Source organism: Psychrobacter sp. ANT_H3, from assembly GCF_027919975.1.
In the GTDB taxonomy this organism is placed as follows: domain Bacteria; phylum Pseudomonadota; class Gammaproteobacteria; order Pseudomonadales; family Moraxellaceae; genus Psychrobacter; species Psychrobacter maritimus.
Genome location: NZ_JAQISM010000005.1, coordinates 34,334 through 53,016 on the forward strand (window position 1 = coordinate 34,334; position 18,683 = coordinate 53,016).

Consider the following 18,683-nt stretch of genomic DNA (forward strand, 5'->3'; position numbering starts at 1 on the left):
TTTTTTTATGCTTAAAATTTGATAAACATTACAGGGATACCTATCAATAACATCTGATACCCACACTAATACATAACATTTTTAGGCTGTTTTTGAAGTGCAAATGCTCTCTATACTAAAACAACCAATTAGCTGCAATAGGTAAAAGCCATGAGAGAGTTTGATTATGATTTGGATTATAAAAACCTAAACTTACGCGCGCAGCCTGAGCTGTATCGCGTCGGTCGCGGTGAGCAAGGCGTGTTATTGGTAGAGCCTTATAAGTCCGAAATCCTGCCGCACTGGCGCTTTGCGACGCCTGATATTGCGCTTGAGAGTAGCGAGAGTATTTATCAGATGTTTTTAGATTATTTGGCAGCTGATGACTTTGTTGGTGCGGATATGGCGCGCAAATTTATCCAAATGGGCTATACCCGCGCCCGCCGCTATGCCAATCATAAAGGCGGCAAAAAGTATAAGGGACCCGTGCCCGATGATAAAAAAGGCCAAAGCGGCGCGCATGGACGCGAAGAATTACCACGGCAAAATGAAGACCCTATCAAAGCAGAATCTGCGCGTATTTTTAAACAAAAATGGGATGAGTGCCGTAAAAATGAAACCTATCTAAAGATGAAAGCGGCACACCGTGAGCGCTATAAAGAGGTTAAATAATCGAGCAAAAACGCGCTTTGCATGCGCTTTAATGGCTTCTTATGCTATGGTTAAAACATAAATCTAAGTAAGATACAGACGTGATAACCCGAAAGGCGAGAAATAATGGATAAGCAGCTTTTAATTTTTGACTTTGATGGCACATTGATTGATAGCGTACCAGATTTGGCTGATGCGACGAACGCCATGCTAACCACGCTTGGCAAAGAGACCTATCCGATTAGCACCATACGTAACTGGGTCGGTAATGGCTCAAGAATGCTGGTCGAACGCGCGTTGGTGGGTAAAATAGAAGTATTAGACGGTGAGTTAACGGTCGAGGAAGCCGATCACGCCGAGCAGGTATTTTTTGACGCTTATAAAAATATTAGCGGTAGCAAAACCGTCGCTTATCCAGATGTCGATAGCGGACTAAAAAAGCTCAAAGCCGCGGGCTATACGTTGGCATTAGTGACCAATAAACCGATTCGTTTTGTCCCTAAGATATTGCAGTCTTTTGGCTGGCAGGATTTATTTTCTGAAGTACTGGGCGGAGATAGTCTACCCAATAAAAAGCCCGACCCCGCGCCGCTATTGCATGTCTATGAGGCGTTGAATGTGACTCCAGCACAAGCGGTGATGATTGGTGATTCTAGAAACGATATATTAGCCGGACAAAATGCCAATATAGACACCCTTGGACTGTCTTATGGTTATAACTACGGGCAAGATATTCGCGAGCTCAATCCTACCGCAGCATTTGATGACTTTGCGGCATTGGTTAAATACCTTTTAAAAAAGTAGATTATAAATAATTGAACTTTAAGAATAATTGAACATCACGCAAGCTACTTACTACGATAACTCAGCGCCTCAGAAACGTGGGCGCTGGTAATATCAGTACTATCAGCCAAATCAGCAATGGTACGCGCGACGCGTAATACACGATGATAGCCACGGGCAGATAGATTAAGACGTTGCTGAGCGAGCTGTAATAACTGCCGCTCGCCCTCTCCTAGCTGAATATATTTATCAATCTCGCTAGGACTCAGCTCGTTATTGACCTTTTTTTGGCGTTTTAATTGTTGTTTATGCGCAGCAGCAACCCGAATTCGCACTTGTGCCGAGGTTTCACCAGCTTGAGCATTTTGCAAATCAGCTATTGGCAGTGCTGGCACGGTAATATGCAAATCAATGCGATCAAGCAGTGGCCCTGATAGCTTATCTTGATAGCGCTTAATTTGCTCCGGTCGGCAGCGACATCGTCCCGAGCCATCGCCATCATAGCCACACGGACAAGGATTCATCGCCGCCACTAGTTGAAAATTTGCCGGAAAAGTAAGCTGCGAGTTGGCACGGCTAATGGTGATTTGCTTGGCCTCCAACGGCTGACGCAATACTTCTAACACCGTACGGTCAAACTCTGGTAATTCGTCCAAAAATAATACGCCCTTATTGGCAAGGGTAATCTCGCCAGGTTTGGGACGAGAACCACCACCGACCAAAGCAACAGCTGATATCGTATGGTGAACTTGGCGAAATGGCCGCGTACCATAATCATAATCGCTGTCTGCTACTGAATAGGTACTGGCGACTTCTAATGCATCCTCATCACTCAAATCAGGCAAGATAGTCGGTAGGCGTGACGCCATTAACGTCTTGCCCGAACCGGGTGCCCCGGTAAATAACAGTGAATGACCACCGGCGGCGGCAATCTCTAACGCCCGCCTAGCGTGATGTTGACCTTTTACATCCGCCAAATCTACCTGATAACCAATATGCTGCTGCGCCGGACTGGGCGTGACTATCTCGAGTCTCTCGGTGGTTACGCTTGGGTCGGCTAGCGATTGTAAATGGTCACAAACCGCTTTTAGACTTTGAGCGCCTAATATCTCAATGCCTTCAACACGACTGGCTTCCGCGCCATTATCAATCGGTACTATTAATTGCCGTAATTGCCGTAATTGCTGTAACTGGCACGGCGCTTGTTCATCAGCTGTTGCAGACTTTGCCACTAGTGACTCTGCTTTCATTGCCCGTGCAACCGCCAAGCTACCACTTACCTGCCGCAGCTCGCCATTGAGCGCCAACTCGCCGATAAACTCAAACCCTGATAGTACTTCTGGCTCAAGTTGCCCGCTTGCCGCTAAAATACCGATGGCAATCGGCAAATCTAGCCTTGCACCATCTTTTGGTAAGTCTGCTGGTGCTAAATTAATCGTCAAGCGGCGATTAGGGAATTGAAATCCCGAATTCAAAATCGCCGAGCGCACCCTATCTTTACTTTCACGTACGGCAGCAGCGGGCAAACCGACAATGGTCAACGCTGGCAAGCCTTGTGATAAATGCACCTCGATAATCACCTGCGGGGCATGCAGTCCGACGACTGAGCGCGTATAGACTTGGGCAAACGACATGAGCGTTTCCTAATATAGATATTTATCGATAATAGAGTATTATTAATCAGTGCGCAAATGTCGTGTTTTATTATTTATTAATCTGTTTAAACAGTATTGTTCCTAGCCTATTATTTAAATAGATAAAGGTCATTTATTGCTATCTTTAAGCCAAATATCAGCCATTAAATCCGTTGGTTTATTCGCTAGCATAGAGGTTTGAAAGTGTTATATGATTGATAAATGCTTTTTAATTTATCTTATCTATCATCACGCATAATAAATGCAATATAAGGCATAAAAAAGCATGGCAATAAAAGGAATTTATTGACATATAAAGCTTGATGGTGGTTTTTGTCGACGCTTTATAAAATCGTAATTAACCATGGATGGGTAAGCTTATGAGCATCAATATGCTGAATCGGCGTGTACACACACTCACGCTATTAACGATGGCAGTCTCGTTGGGATTGTTTGGTTGTTCGGATAACGATAATTTTAATGGCAATATAGATAACGATGACAGCTATGCGGCGGATATCCAGCGCACTGAGTTTGGGATACCTCACATCACTGCCAAGAATTATAAAGGCTTGGGTTATGGCGTCGGCTATGCCTTTGCTGAAGACAATATCTGCTCACTGGCGCGCGAAATCGTAATCGCTAAGGGCGAGAGTATGCGTTATCTGGGTGATCAAGGCGATGTTGATAGTGATGTCTTTTATACCTGGTATAACTCAGACGCTAAGCGTAAACAGTTTTTAGATGCACAAGAGCCTGAGGTTTTGGATGCGGTAGCAGGCTATGCTGCGGGCTATAGCCGCTATTTACGTGATAAAGGCGTCGACAATATCGATCCTGACTGTGCTGGTGCTGAATGGGTTCGCGAAATCACGACCGATGATTTGCTAGCGCTTTACGGCAAGGCCAATTTGCGCGGTGGTCTATCAAACTTTGTCACGCCTATCGCCACTGCGGCGCCTTCAGTCGAAAAAGGTATCATGGGTAGCTCTCGTATGCGTACGCTTTCTATAGAACCAGAGAGCGACTTATCGCCAGAGTCGGCAGCGGATTTGGCCTCAGGCTTTGATTTTGATATGAAAACCATCAATGTGACTGATGGCGGCAGCAACGCTTATGCCTTTGGTAGCGAAGTCACTGGCACCAAAAGCGGTATCCTTTATGGCAATCCCCATGAGCCTTGGGATGGTCTACAGCGCTTTTATGAGTTTCATTTGACGATGCCAGGTGAGCTTGATGTCATGGGAGCAGGACAGCAAGGACAGCCTTTCCCTAACATTGGCTTCAATAAAGACGTCGCTTGGAGCCATACGGTTTCTACCGCCAAGCGTTTTACCCTGTATCAGCTCAGCTTAGTAGATGGCGACCCAATGAAGTACAACTATACCAATAGTGAAGGCGTCGTTGAGCAACGTGATATTAAAAAGGATAACGTCACCATCCAACTGCCAGATAATAAGACGCTGGTAAGATCTATTTACTCGTCACATTTTGGTCCTATGATAGCCGTCAATCAAGTCAATGGCTTACTGCCACCTTGGGGCGCAAATAATATCGCCTTTACTATCCGTGATGCCGCCGCAGAAAATGCCCGCTCATTAAACCAATGGCGCAGCATGAATAAAGCCACCAGTGTCGAGGATTTGGTCGATAAAATGCAAGATATGGTTGGGCTAGGATTTGTTAATACCATTGCCACCGACCGCTATGGTAAAGCGCTTTATGCTGATATCTCAACCGTGCCGCATGTCACCGCAGATAAATTAAATAGCTGTACTGCTGGTAAGCCTTATTTACAAGCTATCGTCAGTTTTGGTCTACCAGCATTGGATGGTAGCAAGGCTGATTGCGAATGGGGTAATGATGCCGATTCGCCGCAAGCAGGTATTTTTGGACGCTCAAATCTGCCTTTCTTGATTCGTGACGATTATGTGCTTAACTCAAACGATACTTATTGGTTGAGCAACTTAGATGAGCCTTTAACAGGGTTTTCACCACTGCTACGTCGTCGTTTAACGCCATTCCCTAGTGCAACTAGCCCAGAGGGCGTGCCACTTTCTCTGCGTACACGCATGGCATTTCAGCAAGTATTAGACCGTCTTGATAACTCAGATGGCTTGGGTGGCACTACCTTTACCTTAAACAATATGCAAGACGTCGTTTATGGCAACCGTAGCTATGCTGCCGAGTTGGTTCTCGATGATGTCTTAGCGGACTGTAACGCCAACGCTATGTTACCTCTGACAGGTGGCGGAACTATCGATGCCAAACAAGCTTGTAGCATCCTGAGTAATTGGGATCGTCGCAACAATATCGACAGCCGAGGCGCTCATGTGTTTAGAGAGTTTTGGAGCAAGGCTGGTGTTAGCGAATACACAAATACCGCATTTGAAGTGCCATTTAACGAGGCAGACCCTGTCAATACGCCTCGCGAGCTAAAAATTACGCCACAAACTCGCCAAGCCTTGGGCGATGCGATTGCCTATTTCCAAAATAAAGGCATTGCACTTGATGCCAGCTTAGGTGAGTTGCAATATGTGCTAGATGCTGGCAAGAATAATCAGCGTATCCCTATGCATGGTGGTTATGGTAGCGAAGGTATCTTTAACGCTGCCCGAGGTGAAGGAGTCAATGAGGTTGGTAATTATATTATTAATAATGGGCCAACCTACATGCAAGCGGTGACTTTTGATGCTAAAGGTCCTGTCGTAGAGGCGCTGCTTGCCTATTCACAAGCAGGGGATAGTACGCGCCCTTATCATCGCGATCAGACGCATCGTTATTCAGCTAAAAAGTGGATTCGTGTGCCTTTCAGCAGCAGCGAAATCTCCCAAAAAGCCGTTGGTGAGGTGATTAAATTAAGAGAGTAGTCATAGCCAAATCGTTAAGTTTAATAAAAAAGACTTTAGGCCAATCCTGAGGTCTTTTTTTATTCCAGATAACAATACAACTTTATGGGTATATACGAAAACTTGCCATCCATGCCACTATAACCAATGATTTGTTATACTGCTCATTACTTAAATGGCGATTTATACAGTTAAACCGAGGAATCTCGCATGTCAGAACCATCCGATATCAATAGCGACCAAACGTCTTTCGCTCATGCCAGCGAGCAGCCGACCACGGTACGCCCTGTGACGCAGCCGGACAATCCGTATGCCAGTACCCGTGGCAGCATCACCAGTAAGCAGCTGCCAGCATTCGATGAAGAGATTATTAATAAATACAATCGTTCTGGGCCGCGCTATACCTCCTACCCGACCGCTTTAGAATTTTCACCGATGCCAGCAGGACTCGAGACTAAGATTCTACAAGAGCGCGAAGCCCATGCGCCATTATCGCTGTATTTTCATATTCCGTTTTGTCGGCACCTTTGCTATTACTGTGCTTGTAATAAAATCATCACCAAAAAAAATAGCGATGCTGGTGATTACTTAGAATATTTGATGGCGGAAATTAAGCATAAACGTAGCTTATTACAAACACCAGAAGACGGCAAAAAACCACTGGTCAAACAGCTGCATTTCGGTGGTGGTACGCCAACCTTTTTACAAGATAATGAATTGGTACAACTGTGGGAGTTTTTGCAGACCCAGTTTGAATTTTTGCCAGAAGACCAAGGCGATTACTCTATTGAAATCGACCCGCGCGAGCTGGGAGACGAAACATTAACAGTACTACGCAACTTGGGTTTTAACCGCGTAAGTTTGGGCGTACAAGACTTAGATGAAAAAGTACAAATTGCCGTCAACCGTATAAATTCTGCTGAACTTATTGAAAATGTGCTTGCTGAGGCGCGTGCGCTGGGCTTTCATTCTACCAACGTCGACCTAATTTACGGCCTACCGCATCAAACGCCTGAAACTTTGGATACAACGGTACGCCGCATTATTGAGATGGCACCCGATCGCTTATCGGTATTTAACTATGCCCATCTGCCTGAGCGTTTTAAATCTCAACGCCAGATTAAAGAAGCGGACTTACCGACGCCAGCCGCCAAACTTACGATGCTCGGCAATACCATCAATACCTTAACCGAAGCCGGTTATCAATATATTGGTATTGACCATTTTGCCAAACCTGATGATGAGCTTGCCATCGCCCAGCGCGAAGGCAAATTACATCGCAATTTTCAGGGTTATACCATCATGGGCGATTGCGATTTATTGGGCTTTGGGGTCTCGTCAATCAGTCAAATCTCTAATGCTAATAGCAGCTATATCTTACAAAACCACACCGATTTGCAGGTATATAAAGATAATATCGACGCAGCACGTAATAATCCAACCGTCATGCCAGCGGTCAATGTGATTAAGACCTCGATTAAAGATCGCTTACGTGAATACGTGATTATGAATTTACTCTGTCACGACTATATGGATTTTCGAGATATCAATCAGAAATTTGGTATTGACGCCATTACCTACTTTATCGATGAAATCCAACAGTTGGGTGAGATGCAACAGGATCGCTTGATTGATATGGATGCTGCTGGTATTCGCGTATTACCCAGAGGTCGTTTATTAGGTCGCAACGTCGCTATGGTATTTGATGAATACCTTGAGAAAAAACATAAAAACCGCTTCTCTAAAGTCATCTAAAATACACTGAGTCAATATTTAACAATAAAAAAGACCTCACTTGTATGAGGTCTTTTTTATTGTCTGTAGTAAGAATAAATAGTTAAGAATAAATAGTTACGAAAAATCACGCTACTCTATTCAGTCGGCATGACGATATATAAGCGATTGGCATCTTCAATGGTTTTATCTTTATCGAGATACTTTTGCTCAACCGTGCTTTTTGGGTTGATGACCTCTGAATCAGTCATGGCAAAATCATCATCATTAAGCAAACCTAATGAGCCATCTTGCCGTAACCATAAGCCTTCAAGCTTATCATGCGGATAATCTAAAGTAGCTAACACATCGACAACCAAGGCTTTTTTAACAGGCGTAATGTTTATGTTTTCAAGCATTTGCCAGTTTTTTTCGTCTACTGCAATCAACTGCTCAAGCGTTTGTCCATTGACTAGCAAGCCAAGCGTTTCATCTTGCTTAACATTCTCATCATTTAAAATAGTTTCGATATCTGTTGCTTGCGCGATATCTATTTTGTAGATTAGTTTTTGCGCTGACTTATCTTGTAGCGGGAACTTGCGATCATGTTCAATCAGATAAAACTCATGACTACTTAAGGCCGCGATGCCAGAAGTCACGTGCTCCGCTTTATCTAATCGATATAGATACTGGGCTATTTGTCCCGAAACCAAATTGATCGTCACCATACGCACCAAAGAAGACAAACGCCCTGACTTATCAGGATTGTCCATAGAGGACTCCATGATACCGACCAGTGTTGTTTGGTCTGGCGTCATCGTCAATGCTTCCATACCACGATTGGCACGACGCTTGGTAAATTCTGTCGGTAACAGAACCTGCTTACCATTGATAATTACATTATTACGCTCATCATTGGCAAAAGCATTGATACGGGCTATCTCTATCCCATTGGCATCATAATGCACAAGGTGTGGGCCATATTCATCACTGACCCAAAAACTACCATCTTGCAGCGCCGCTAGCCCTTCAGGATCTAAACCATTGATATCGGTTTTAATCGGATTGGTCACCGCATCAAAAGGTAAATTTGGGTTAACGGTCATCGGCTGACCATTGACGTCATAAGGTACTTCATTGGTGCCGCCCAGTGCCTTTGGATTCGGTAACCCAGAGATGGGATTGCCTTGCCTGTCTTTCAGCAGCAGCTCTTTTACTTTGATAATTTTGCCGCCAGCTTGCAATTCAAACAACCCAATAGACGGCGTATAATTTGGCACAAGAAACTGCTTACCCTTACCAGCAATCCCATCAAAATCGGCATTAGGACCACGATCGGTAAGGGCATAAAATTGATTGGCATTGGTTGGATGTGCCGCCGCATCTGAACCGTAGCCGCCGCCACGAATCTCTACTTTCTGCTCAGGATAAGCGGCATTAATATGCGTCGCATCAAGTACGGTATAAGGCAATGGGCTACCTTGCGCAAATTCATTTATAGCAATAATTACAGCATTTATATCTTTCGTGGTCATTATTATTTTCCTTATACATTTATTTTATAGGCGTATTTTTATTATTAAACAACAAAAATATCGTACGCTAAAAAATCACTGACATGATTACGGACAAATTAAAGTTAAAAAAATAGCCAGCACGTAAAACGCTCACTGACTATTTTTACTCGTTGGCTACTTTTAAGAGTTACTTCTATAACAGCTTAAAACATGTTTGATTAAACCTTAAGCTTATCGCCAACCATGCCTTTAATAGTGCTTAAAATATCAGCGGGTAATACCACCATTTTTGCGTTATCCGATTCTGCTAACTGGCGAATCGACTTAATATATTGCTCACCCAATAGGTACACAATCGGCATTTCTTCTTTGCCCATCGCCGCCGTAATAAGGCGAATAGACTCTTCTGAACCTTTCGCCAATACCACTTGCGCTTCAGCATCACGGCGTGAGGCTTCCAAACGACCATCAGCCTCTAAGATAGCCGCTTGCTTTTGACCATCAGCACGGGTCACGGTCGCACGACGTAAACGCTCTGCCGCCGCTTGTTCTTCCATTGACGCTTGCATGGTCTGCGAAGGGTTAATATCTTGGATTTCTACCGTTTTCAGGGTAATACCCCAATCAGCAATATCTTCTGAGATGGCGTGTTTTAGCTTAGTTTTGATTTCATCACGGCTTGATAAAGCGCTGTCCAAATCCATCTCACCAATGATTGAGCGCAAAGACGTCTGTACCAAATTACGAATACCGTATTCATAATCCTCGATACCATAAACGGCTTTATCAGGACGGACAATATTAATATAAGCAACAGCGTTGGCGATAATTACCACGTTATCTCGGGTAATAACTTCTTGTGAGGGAATATCAAGCACGATGTCTTTGGTTGTGACTTTATAAGCGACATTATCAACATAAGGAATAATAATATTGAGTCCCGGCTCTAAGGTTTGGCTATATTTACCCAGTCTCTGCACCACCCACTTATACCCTTGTGGGACAATGCGCACCCCTTTAAACACTGTAAATACCACCAATGCAATCAATACCACCATCACAATACTAAAACTTTCCATGTTCCACCCCTATTATTCTGCTTAACTATTTTTATTAATGACCGCTTGCGAGGTCATCGTACTGACAATCAGCTCATTACCGACGATATCTGTCACTATCACCCGATCACCAACCGCTACTTGCTCGCCTCTGGTACGGCACATCCACTCAGCAGCACCAACGATAGGCACGCTAAAACGTACCATACCAGCTCTCTCAGGTTGCGGCGCGACGATAATCATACCAGTCTCACCGATAATCACACTGCCGCCCAATCCCGCTTTGGTGCGATCGACAGACAAGGGTTTGATAAATTTAAACCACGCTACTAAAAAGATAGCCGAAAGTACCAACCAAATAATGATTTGGACGGAGACAGGGATAGGTATTAACCATAAGAGGGCGGCAACGATAATAGCGGCTGCCCCAAACCAAAGGCTGGCAAACGTCGGCACAAACATCTCGACGATCAGCAGCACAAAGCCTAATACGAGCCAGTGCCAAGGTTGAATCATCCAAAGCATTTCCATTATTGTCATATTCCCTATTCTTGCCAATCTAGCTTTCAATGTAGCACATTTTGTTATCAAACAGCGCCTTAAAAGTTATACGCATAAAAAAACGACCACCGAAGTGATCGTTTTTTATTTATTTAACTGATTTAACTTTAAAAATCTCAAACTCTAAACTCATACTAGAATTTGAAATGTGCACCAACAGTTAATAGCGCAATATCTTCAGCAACATAGTCATATTCAGCTTCAAGGCTCATGTTAGGGTTAAAGTTATAACCTAAACCGATACCACCAGCAAGACCGCTGTCGCTATCACTTTCGTTAACAGAGCCTCCTAAAACATTGCTGGCAGAAACATCAATCTCAGCTTTAGCAAATCCCAGTTTACCTTTAGCGTATAGACCAGTATTAGGGAATTGATAACGGTAGGTGCCGTAGGCGCCATAAGTTTTAAGGTTGTATTCAGCATTAACACCCCTAACACCCGTCTCAATATCAGTGTCACTAGAGCCTACATACTCAATTTCGGCACCAAAGTTAGGATCAAAGTTATAACCCGCATAAATACCGTAAGCAGTAGGATCATCTAAACCATCAGTATCTACCAGAAACTTACCAACTTTAACACCAACATACGGCTGACCTGCATAATTAACTGCTGCTTGAGCACTCACACTCAGTAAAGAACCAACTGATAATGCGATCAAAGCTTTTTGTAAAGTATTCATATATGTTCCTGTTAAATAAACTAAAATGCAGTCTGGATGGGTATTACAAGGCGTACAAATTAGTTAGACTATTGTTGAACGCGCAATACTAACAGAACAATTTTAGTAATGCTCGTTTTTTTAATGACGCTTACAGCACTTTTTCTTTTCGCATAAAAAAACGACCACCGAAGTGATCGTTTTTTATTTTACTAACTATTCAAGCTATTGCTAATTAAAGAACTTAAGATTCAAATAATTAGAATTTAAGTTGTGCACCAACGGTCATAAGATCAGCATCACTACCTAATTTGTCATACTCAGCTTCAACGCTGAAGTTAGGGTTCACTGAATATCCAAGACCTACACCACCAGCTAGACTAGTATCGCTATCTGAGTAGGTGTTACGACTGCTATTACTACTTAAATAGTTACCTTCTACCTTAGTTTTAGCCACACCTAACTTACCTTTGGCATATAAACCAGTGTTAGGGAACTGATAGCGATAAGTACCGTATGCGCCATAAGACTTAGCGTCGATATCACCGTTATAGTAATCAGCGTCATCTGAACCTACGTATTCAGCTTCAATACCGAAGTTAGGATCAAAGTTATAACCGCCGTATACGCCATAAGCTGTTGGCTTATCAGCACCGTCTACGTCTAAGTCAAATTGACCAACTTTTACGCCGACGTATGGTTGACCAGTATAGCCGTTACCATAAGATACAGCTGCTTGCGCACCCATGCTTACTAAAGAACCAGCGGCTAGTGCAAGTAGAGTTTTTTGTAGAGTTTTCATATGTAGCTCCTTAAAATCAATTTGGACAAACAAGTTATTTATTTATGTGGGCTTTTTTAGCCATATCGCCTTGTTTGCTAACGATGTATACATAGTAACAAACTATGTCAAAGACTCTGTCAGTGTTTAATGGTAAGAAAGTTAAGTTTTGCAAGTGTTTGTCAGCACTCGGGTTACAAAGGCTGATATATGAAATCTTTTGTTACAACCATCAGTTTTGGGTAATACTTCCTACTCATTAGCCCGAGCTAAGTTTGCAAAATAAAAGAACGCACCTCGAAAGGTGCGTTCTTTATGATAAATCAGACGTCAGTTTTAGCTCTTAATATGGCTTATTTTTTGTCTTCGTCTACTTCAGTAAACTCAGCATCGACGACGTCGTCATCAGCTTGGCTGCTGTTGCCAGCATTATCCGCACCTTGTTGGAACTGGTTTGGATCCATACCTTCTGCGCCTGCACCACTATCTGCATAAATCTTTTGGCTAACTGGCAAGAAGGCATTGTCTAACGCTTCAAGCTTGGTTTTGATTTCGTCATGATCGTCTTCTTTAGCAGCTGCTTCAAGCTCAGAGATAGCCGTTTCTACTGTTGATTTTTCATCTTCAGTCACTTTATCTTCGGCGTCTTTCAGTGCTTTTTGTACCGCATGGATACGACCATCTGCTTCGTTACGAACTTGTGCTAAGTTAGCGAATTTCTCGTCTTCAGCAGCGTTCGCTTCGGCATCACGCACCATTTGTTCGACTTCTTCGTCCGACAAACCAGAATCCGCTTTAATTTGGATACTTTGTGCTTTACCAGTACCTTTATCTTTCGCTGAGATATTCATGATACCGTCAGCGTTGATGTCAAAAGTCACTTCGATTTGTGGTAGACCACGTGGTGCTGGTGGAATATCGGTCAAGTCAAAACGGCCAAGCTGTTTATTTTGGTTAGCGATTTTACGCTCACCTTGATAAACCTGAATGGTGACTGCTGGTTGGTTGTCTTCTGCCGTTGAGAATACCTGTGATTTCTTAGTCGGAATCATGGTATTTTTCTCAATGATTGGCGTCATAACACCGCCCATTGTTTCGATACCTAGCGTCAATGGCGTTACGTCAAGCAATAGGACGTCAGTTTTGTCACCAGACAATACCGCACCTTGAATCGCAGCACCAGCGGCAACTGCTTCGTCAGGGTTAACGTCTTTACGTGGCTCTTGACCGAAGAACTCTTGTACTTTTTGCTGTACCAGAGGCATACGAGTCTGACCACCTACCAAGATAACGTCATCGACATCGCCGATTTTTAGACCAGCATCTTCTAGAGCTGTTTTACAAGGACCCATGGTACGTTGTACCAATTCTTCCGTTAAGCTCTCAAGTTTTGAGCGGCTGATAGTGACAACCAAATGCTTAGGACCACTGCTATCGGCAGTGATATATGGCAAGTTCACTTCCGTGCTTTGGGCACTTGATAGCTCAATTTTCGCTTTTTCTGCCGCTTCTTTGAGACGCTGCATCGCAAGAGAGTCACCTTTTAGGTTGACGTCTTGGTCTTTTTTGAATTCGGCTACTAAAAAGTCAATTAGCGCTGAGTCAAAGTCTTCACCACCAAGGAATGTATCACCGTTGGTTGCTAGTACTTCAAATTGCTGTTCGCCATCGACATCAGCGATTTCGATGATTGATACGTCAAAAGTACCACCACCCAAGTCATATACAGCAACGGTGCTATCGCCTTGCTTTTTATCCATACCATAAGCAAGTGCTGCAGCGGTTGGCTCGTTAATAATACGTTTTACATCAAGACCCGCAATTTTACCGGCGTCTTTGGTTGCTTGACGTTGTGAGTCATTAAAGTAAGCTGGGACAGTAACAACAGCTTCAGTAACGGCTTCACCAAGATAGTCTTCGGCTGTTTTTTTCATTTTTTTCAAGATTTCAGCAGAAACCTGTGGTGGCGCTAATTTTTTGCCGTTGATTTCGACCCACGCATCACCGTTATCAGCTTTGGCGATTTTATAAGGCACCATACCGATGTCTTTTTGCACGACTTTGTCATCAAAACGACGACCAATCAGACGCTTAATGGCAAATAGGGTGTTGTTTGGGTTGGTGACCGCTTGACGCTTAGCTGACTGACCAACAAGGATTTCGTCATCTTTATAAGCGACAATCGATGGCGTGGTACGTGTACCTTCAGCGTTTTCGATGATTTTAACTTTATCACCTTCCATCACTGCCACACATGAGTTAGTTGTACCTAAATCAATACCAATTACTTTACCCATAATTAATTGCTCCTAATTTATTTTTAAATAAAAATATATATATCATCAGACCCTAGATTATGAAAACTATCGACATCTAGTCGGTCACTTGTTGCTTTATATCGGTTTAAGGCTTCGTTTTTTCAAGTCAATCCACTGCTAAATATTGCCTTTTGTGTGATTTTTTGTGTAAAACCCCATTAATAATAGGGTTTAGTACAATTAAAGACTTATTTTTTAAATACTAATACCTTAAATCTTCTATATTTGATTGCTACTGACCAACGCGTACCATCGCTGGGCGCAACAGACGACCGTTTAAGCTATAGCCTTTTTGCAAGACCGTACCTACTGTATCGGCTGGCGCATCGGCATCGATACCGACCGCTTCATGCAAATCAGCGTTAAATTTCTCGCCTTGTGGCTCGACGACTTCAACGCCATTTTTATTCAACACGTCTAACAACGCTTTATGAGTCAATCTTACCCCTTCGGTAACAGGGTCATCTGCATGAGCGTTTTCGATAGCGCGCTCTAAATTATCGACTACTTCTAATAGCTCTTTGGCGAATTTTTGCAGGGCAAATCTTTTGCTTTTATCGGCTTCTTGTTCCATGCGTTTTTGCGCGTTATACGCTTCGGCATTGGCGCGAGCGGTGCCTTCTTTGGCTTGCTTGACTTCGCTTTCTAGCTCAGCGATACGCGCTTTAAACGTATCTAAATCGATATCGTTTGCAATTGTGCTCTCTGCACCTGAATTATTTTGTGGATCAAATTCTTGCAAGGTTTCATTTAAAATACTGTCGTCGTGTTCGACATTATCGTGCGAAACGTTGTCGTGTGGCATATTTTGCTCATTAGATTCGTGGTTATTATTGTGCTCGCTCATGATAGCTCCTTAATAGGGATATAATTATTAATGGGGTTGTTAACATAATAATGATGGATTGAAAAACGCAATAAATCGGCTACTGGCTAGCCAAACTGTGTTTTTCTCCATTGCTTACTTAATAGGTTTATCGGCTTTTAACAATCATCTAGCCGTTATCACTCACTTTTTTATCACTCACGGATTTTTAGCAATCGCTTTTTTAACCTCTTCTGATAGCTGCTTGATAAAGGTGATGAGGGCAAATTTCAAGCCTAATCTAAGGAATTTTTCTCGATATTCATTAATGTCGGCATAATACCTACCAACTATGCCCTAAAATGACCGCATTACCTTTACGCTTATCGTCAATAAGTGGTTAATTTCGCTAACAAAACCAACAAAACACCGTCAGTTATTCCAAATAAATTACTATTCACTCCTAAACCATTACCAAAGAATACTCAACTTTATTTCCACTTATCATATGATGGCTGCAAATATTATCTATCATTTATAGGAGGTGTTATGCCTAATTCAACAGTATTATCAATCAACACCTTACTTAATAAAGCAGTGAGGTCACTTAACCTGACCGCTTTGGCTCAAGAAAAGCCTGAAAGTGCACGTGATAGCTCTTTAAACAATCATAAACCAGAAAACTTACAGACTTTGCCAATAAAGAATGCAGAGATTGCAATCAGCGCTGATGATAGTGTTGATAAGCCATTATCCATCAAAGATAAGGTGCTTTATCATAATCTAATGACTAGCTATCAGCCGCACCTACTGCATTACGCTATGAAAGGCATCGGCTGCTTACCAGAATCAGTATTAGAAAGCTTAGTGGGCTATTTGGATGGACCGACCGCTAAGCAATACGAGCATGTTGATGCCCATTTACGCTTAATCCTTGCAGTCAATAGCAAGCTTAAAACGCCATTACACCTTTTAGACATGGTCGAGTTGCGCAAACGCTTTGCGACCGACGTCGTTGCGATGCAAGCGCCAACCGTCTGGCAACAGCCAAGCTCTACCTTATTTAACAGTATTAAACCCTTTACCAAAAAAGATAGCCATACCGTAGAGTGGGCAGACAAAACCATTGCCAATGCTGATGATGGCGACATGACCATTCGTTGCTATCAAAAACAAGTAAGTGCAACAGGCTTTGGCTTTAAAAAGAAACCGAAACGCAATCCTGATGAAACTGTGATGCTGTTTTTTCATGGCGGTGGATTTTGTATCGGTGATGTCGACACCCATCATGAATTTTGTCATGCCGTCTGTGAGCAAACGGGCTGGCCAGTGGTCAGTGTTGATTATCGCCTAGCACCTGAATATCCTGCACCGACAGCGCTACGAGATTGTATTGCTGCTTATGGATGGTTGGCTGAAAACTGCCAAGCATTTGGCGCCTTGCCATCGCGTATTGTACTGGCAGGTGATAGTGCGGGCGGCGAGTTATCAACCATGGTTGCTCAACAAGTCATCACCCCAACGGCAGAAGCATGGCAAGATTTGGGCATTAATGGGCAAAAAACTTTTGAGATATTGCAGCGCGTGCCATCGCCAATGGCGCAAATGCCTCTGTATCCTGTGACGGATGTTGAAAATGATTATCCTAGCTGGGAATTATATGGCGAGGGTTTATTACTAGATCATGCCGATGTGGCGGTATTCGATGCCGCGTGTTTGGAAAACAGCCCGTTACCGCGCCAACATATCTTGACTTCACCTATGCTCGGTGACAATAGCCATATCTGCCCTACTTATATCGTCGCGGCCGAATTAGATGTCTTGCGCGATGAAGCTTTTGCTTATGCTAAGCAGTTAGAAAGCCATGGTGTTGCGGTCGAAACCTATACTGTCTATGGCGCACCACATGGATTTATCCATTTTATGAGCGTCCATCAAGGGCTTGGACAAGAAACGCATCATATTATTAATGGTTTTGCTAGCTTTGTACGTGAGATCATCAGCACCCAAGAGTTAGTGGCTGCGTGAATAGCTGAATAATGGCTGTGGGTTACGGGCTAAATACGGGTAGCTATTAAAACAAGCTAAAAGCTAGCATTAACTGACAATTGGAAAAAGATAGATAAAAAGCACGGATAACCATAACGGCTAGTTACTATTAATCAGCTACTATGAATCAGCTTGACCTGTCAAAGTAATTAGCCAAATCTCAGAACGCGTACCCAATCTAAATGGCACAGCGCCGATACCATAACCTGAAGTCACCAAAAACTGCGTGCCTTCTAGTTGTTTGGCACCATAAACCAGTGGCGTGAACCATTTTAGCAATGTCGTTAAAGGAAATATCTGCCCACCATGGGTATGCCCTGATAAATGCAAATCAATGGGCAAACCTTTGATTTGTGCTAAATCGGCCGGGCTATGCTCTAAAAATATCACCGGTTTATACGCCCTCACTTCACTAAGTAACTCTGTGGCGGCAGGGCGTGCAGGATCGGTTTCATCTGAACGCCCTATCAGCAATACTGAGTCATCCAACCAGACACTTTTATTATCAATCACCTGAATGCCTGCCCGCTCGACTGCTTTAGCAATGGCAACTTGATTACCTGAATAATCGTGATTGCCCAAAGTAGCATAGACACCGAGTGGCGCTCTTAGTTTTGATAAATGCTCATGCATATTGGTATTGTCATAAGAGTCAGTGGAATCATTCATGACATCGCCCGCGATAACCACCACATCTGGACTTTGGGCATCTATCAGCTTCACCATCTTATCTATCTGCCGATTGCCAAACCATCTACCTAAATGAGTATCAGACACCAAAGCTATCTGCATTGGTTTATTGAGTGGCTTATCTGTCGTTACTTCCAAGTGATGTACGACAGGCGAATAAGCATTAAATACTGCTAAACCTACAAGACCAGCATAAACCACAGCAGCAACAGCTCTCATGAGCTTTGGATGGTATTTTTGCTTTAGGATATAGAGATAAACTAGGGTAATGACAGCGGTTATTAAGCCTGCATAGAACATAAAGCCTTGTAAAATACTGGCAACCAAGTAGGCATGGAAGCGCTCGTGCCAAAACTCACTCAGTCCGTAGATAAGAAAAGCATTATTAATGACAAAAATGCTTAAGACTAGGCCAATTTTAGGCAAGCGCTGTTTTGGTTTGATGAACCAGTAAAATATCACGCTACTCATCATCGCGAGCAGCTGGGTAAGGATGATAAAAAGCCACATAATAAAATTGAATCAGACAAAGACGGGCTTATAGTACGCCCATATTCTTACCTGTTATAGACAGCATCATTTTTTATTGAAACTGGACAAAGGTTTTAAAAGAATATGCTCAAGAAATGGTTT

General features: G+C 43.1%; 14 protein-coding genes. 5 read left to right on the forward strand and 9 right to left on the reverse strand.

Translation table 11 applies throughout. From position 1 onward, the window contains the following. The first annotated feature begins 150 nt into the window (after window positions 1–150). Complete coding sequence (locus PG901_RS04490) at window positions 151–651, forward strand: DUF4385 domain-containing protein (RefSeq protein WP_271133659.1); 501 nt, start codon at window positions 151–153, stop codon at window positions 649–651. Window positions 652–756: 105 nt separating this feature from the next. Then, window positions 757–1,434 (forward strand): phosphoglycolate phosphatase, encoded by a 678-nt coding sequence (locus PG901_RS04495; protein ID WP_271133660.1) that lies wholly within the window; start codon window positions 757–759, stop codon window positions 1,432–1,434. 44 nt (window positions 1,435–1,478) lie between these two features. Here PG901_RS04495 and PG901_RS04500 read toward each other — a convergent pair whose 3' ends face one another. Beyond that, window positions 1,479–3,047 (reverse strand): YifB family Mg chelatase-like AAA ATPase, encoded by a 1,569-nt coding sequence (locus tag PG901_RS04500; RefSeq protein ID WP_271133661.1) that lies wholly within the window; start codon window positions 3,045–3,047, stop codon window positions 1,479–1,481. A 380-nt stretch (window positions 3,048–3,427) separates the two neighbouring features. Between PG901_RS04500 and PG901_RS04505 the strand changes: the two genes are divergently transcribed. Together PG901_RS04505 and hemN are read left to right on the forward strand one after the other, a co-directional pair. Then, window positions 3,428–5,917: a penicillin acylase family protein gene (locus PG901_RS04505; protein WP_271133662.1), complete on the forward strand. Its 2,490-nt coding sequence runs from the start codon at window positions 3,428–3,430 to the stop codon at window positions 5,915–5,917. Between the two features lie 189 nt (window positions 5,918–6,106). Further along, a complete protein-coding gene (gene hemN, locus PG901_RS04510) occupies window positions 6,107–7,651 on the forward strand; it encodes an oxygen-independent coproporphyrinogen III oxidase (protein WP_271133663.1) in 1,545 nt (514 codons plus the stop codon). Between the two features lie 116 nt (window positions 7,652–7,767). On the opposite strand, the gene PG901_RS04515 is transcribed toward hemN, so the two are convergent. The 7 genes from PG901_RS04515 to grpE all read right to left on the reverse strand — a co-directional run bounded on the left by PG901_RS04515 (window position 7,768) and on the right by grpE (window position 15,353). Continuing rightward, entirely contained in the window at window positions 7,768–9,144 is a 1,377-nt protein-coding gene (locus PG901_RS04515; protein ID WP_201629800.1) for an esterase-like activity of phytase family protein, read from the reverse strand. Between the two features lie 200 nt (window positions 9,145–9,344). Beyond that, the gene (locus PG901_RS04520; protein WP_201563875.1) at window positions 9,345–10,205 is read right to left on the reverse strand and encodes an SPFH domain-containing protein; all 861 of its coding nucleotides are present in this window, start codon (window positions 10,203–10,205) and stop codon (window positions 9,345–9,347) included. 21 nt (window positions 10,206–10,226) lie between these two features. Continuing rightward, complete coding sequence (locus PG901_RS04525) at window positions 10,227–10,709, reverse strand: NfeD family protein (RefSeq protein ID WP_442966850.1); 483 nt, start codon at window positions 10,707–10,709, stop codon at window positions 10,227–10,229. Window positions 10,710–10,879: 170 nt separating this feature from the next. Continuing rightward, on the reverse strand, window positions 10,880–11,428 hold the full coding sequence (locus tag PG901_RS04530; RefSeq protein WP_201629798.1) for a porin family protein: 549 nt from the start codon (window positions 11,426–11,428) through the stop codon (window positions 10,880–10,882). A gap of 238 nt (window positions 11,429–11,666) precedes the next feature. Beyond that, window positions 11,667–12,209, reverse strand: a complete 543-nt coding sequence (locus PG901_RS04535; protein ID WP_201563866.1) for a porin family protein — start codon at window positions 12,207–12,209, stop codon at window positions 11,667–11,669. 332 nt (window positions 12,210–12,541) lie between these two features. Next, the gene (gene dnaK, locus PG901_RS04540; protein ID WP_201629796.1) at window positions 12,542–14,485 is read right to left on the reverse strand and encodes a molecular chaperone DnaK; all 1,944 of its coding nucleotides are present in this window, start codon (window positions 14,483–14,485) and stop codon (window positions 12,542–12,544) included. Between the two features lie 253 nt (window positions 14,486–14,738). After that, on the reverse strand, window positions 14,739–15,353 hold the full coding sequence (grpE, locus tag PG901_RS04545; RefSeq protein WP_271133664.1) for a nucleotide exchange factor GrpE: 615 nt from the start codon (window positions 15,351–15,353) through the stop codon (window positions 14,739–14,741). A 507-nt stretch (window positions 15,354–15,860) separates the two neighbouring features. Between grpE and PG901_RS04550 the strand changes: the two genes are divergently transcribed. After that, window positions 15,861–17,339 carry an alpha/beta hydrolase gene (locus PG901_RS04550; protein ID WP_271133665.1) on the forward strand — a complete coding sequence of 493 codons (1,479 nt, stop codon included), beginning with the start codon at window positions 15,861–15,863 and terminating at the stop codon, window positions 17,337–17,339. Between the two features lie 141 nt (window positions 17,340–17,480). Here PG901_RS04550 and PG901_RS04555 read toward each other — a convergent pair whose 3' ends face one another. Continuing rightward, window positions 17,481–18,560 carry a metallophosphoesterase gene (locus tag PG901_RS04555; protein ID WP_271133666.1) on the reverse strand — a complete coding sequence of 360 codons (1,080 nt, stop codon included), beginning with the start codon at window positions 18,558–18,560 and terminating at the stop codon, window positions 17,481–17,483. Between the last annotated feature and the right edge of the window lie 123 nt (window positions 18,561–18,683).

Coding starts and splice junctions, on each gene's coding strand:
- grpE (WP_271133664.1), bottom strand. CDS start 15,353: ATGAGCGAGCACAATAATAACCACGAATCTAATGAGCAAAATATGCCA.
- PG901_RS04530 (WP_201629798.1), bottom strand. CDS start 11,428: ATGAATACTTTACAAAAAGCTTTGATCGCATTATCAGTTGGTTCTTTA.
- PG901_RS04500 (WP_271133661.1), bottom strand. CDS start 3,047: ATGTCGTTTGCCCAAGTCTATACGCGCTCAGTCGTCGGACTGCATGCC.
- PG901_RS04520 (WP_201563875.1), bottom strand. CDS start 10,205: ATGGAAAGTTTTAGTATTGTGATGGTGGTATTGATTGCATTGGTGGTA.
- PG901_RS04550 (WP_271133665.1), top strand. CDS start 15,861: ATGCCTAATTCAACAGTATTATCAATCAACACCTTACTTAATAAAGCA.
- PG901_RS04495 (WP_271133660.1), top strand. CDS start 757: ATGGATAAGCAGCTTTTAATTTTTGACTTTGATGGCACATTGATTGAT.
- dnaK (WP_201629796.1), bottom strand. CDS start 14,485: ATGGGTAAAGTAATTGGTATTGATTTAGGTACAACTAACTCATGTGTG.
- hemN (WP_271133663.1), top strand. CDS start 6,107: ATGTCAGAACCATCCGATATCAATAGCGACCAAACGTCTTTCGCTCAT.
- PG901_RS04515 (WP_201629800.1), bottom strand. CDS start 9,144: ATGACCACGAAAGATATAAATGCTGTAATTATTGCTATAAATGAATTT.
- PG901_RS04490 (WP_271133659.1), top strand. CDS start 151: ATGAGAGAGTTTGATTATGATTTGGATTATAAAAACCTAAACTTACGC.
- PG901_RS04535 (WP_201563866.1), bottom strand. CDS start 12,209: ATGAAAACTCTACAAAAAACTCTACTTGCACTAGCCGCTGGTTCTTTA.
- PG901_RS04525 (WP_442966850.1), bottom strand. CDS start 10,709: ATGCTTTGGATGATTCAACCTTGGCACTGGCTCGTATTAGGCTTTGTG.
- PG901_RS04555 (WP_271133666.1), bottom strand. CDS start 18,560: ATGTGGCTTTTTATCATCCTTACCCAGCTGCTCGCGATGATGAGTAGC.
- PG901_RS04505 (WP_271133662.1), top strand. CDS start 3,428: ATGAGCATCAATATGCTGAATCGGCGTGTACACACACTCACGCTATTA.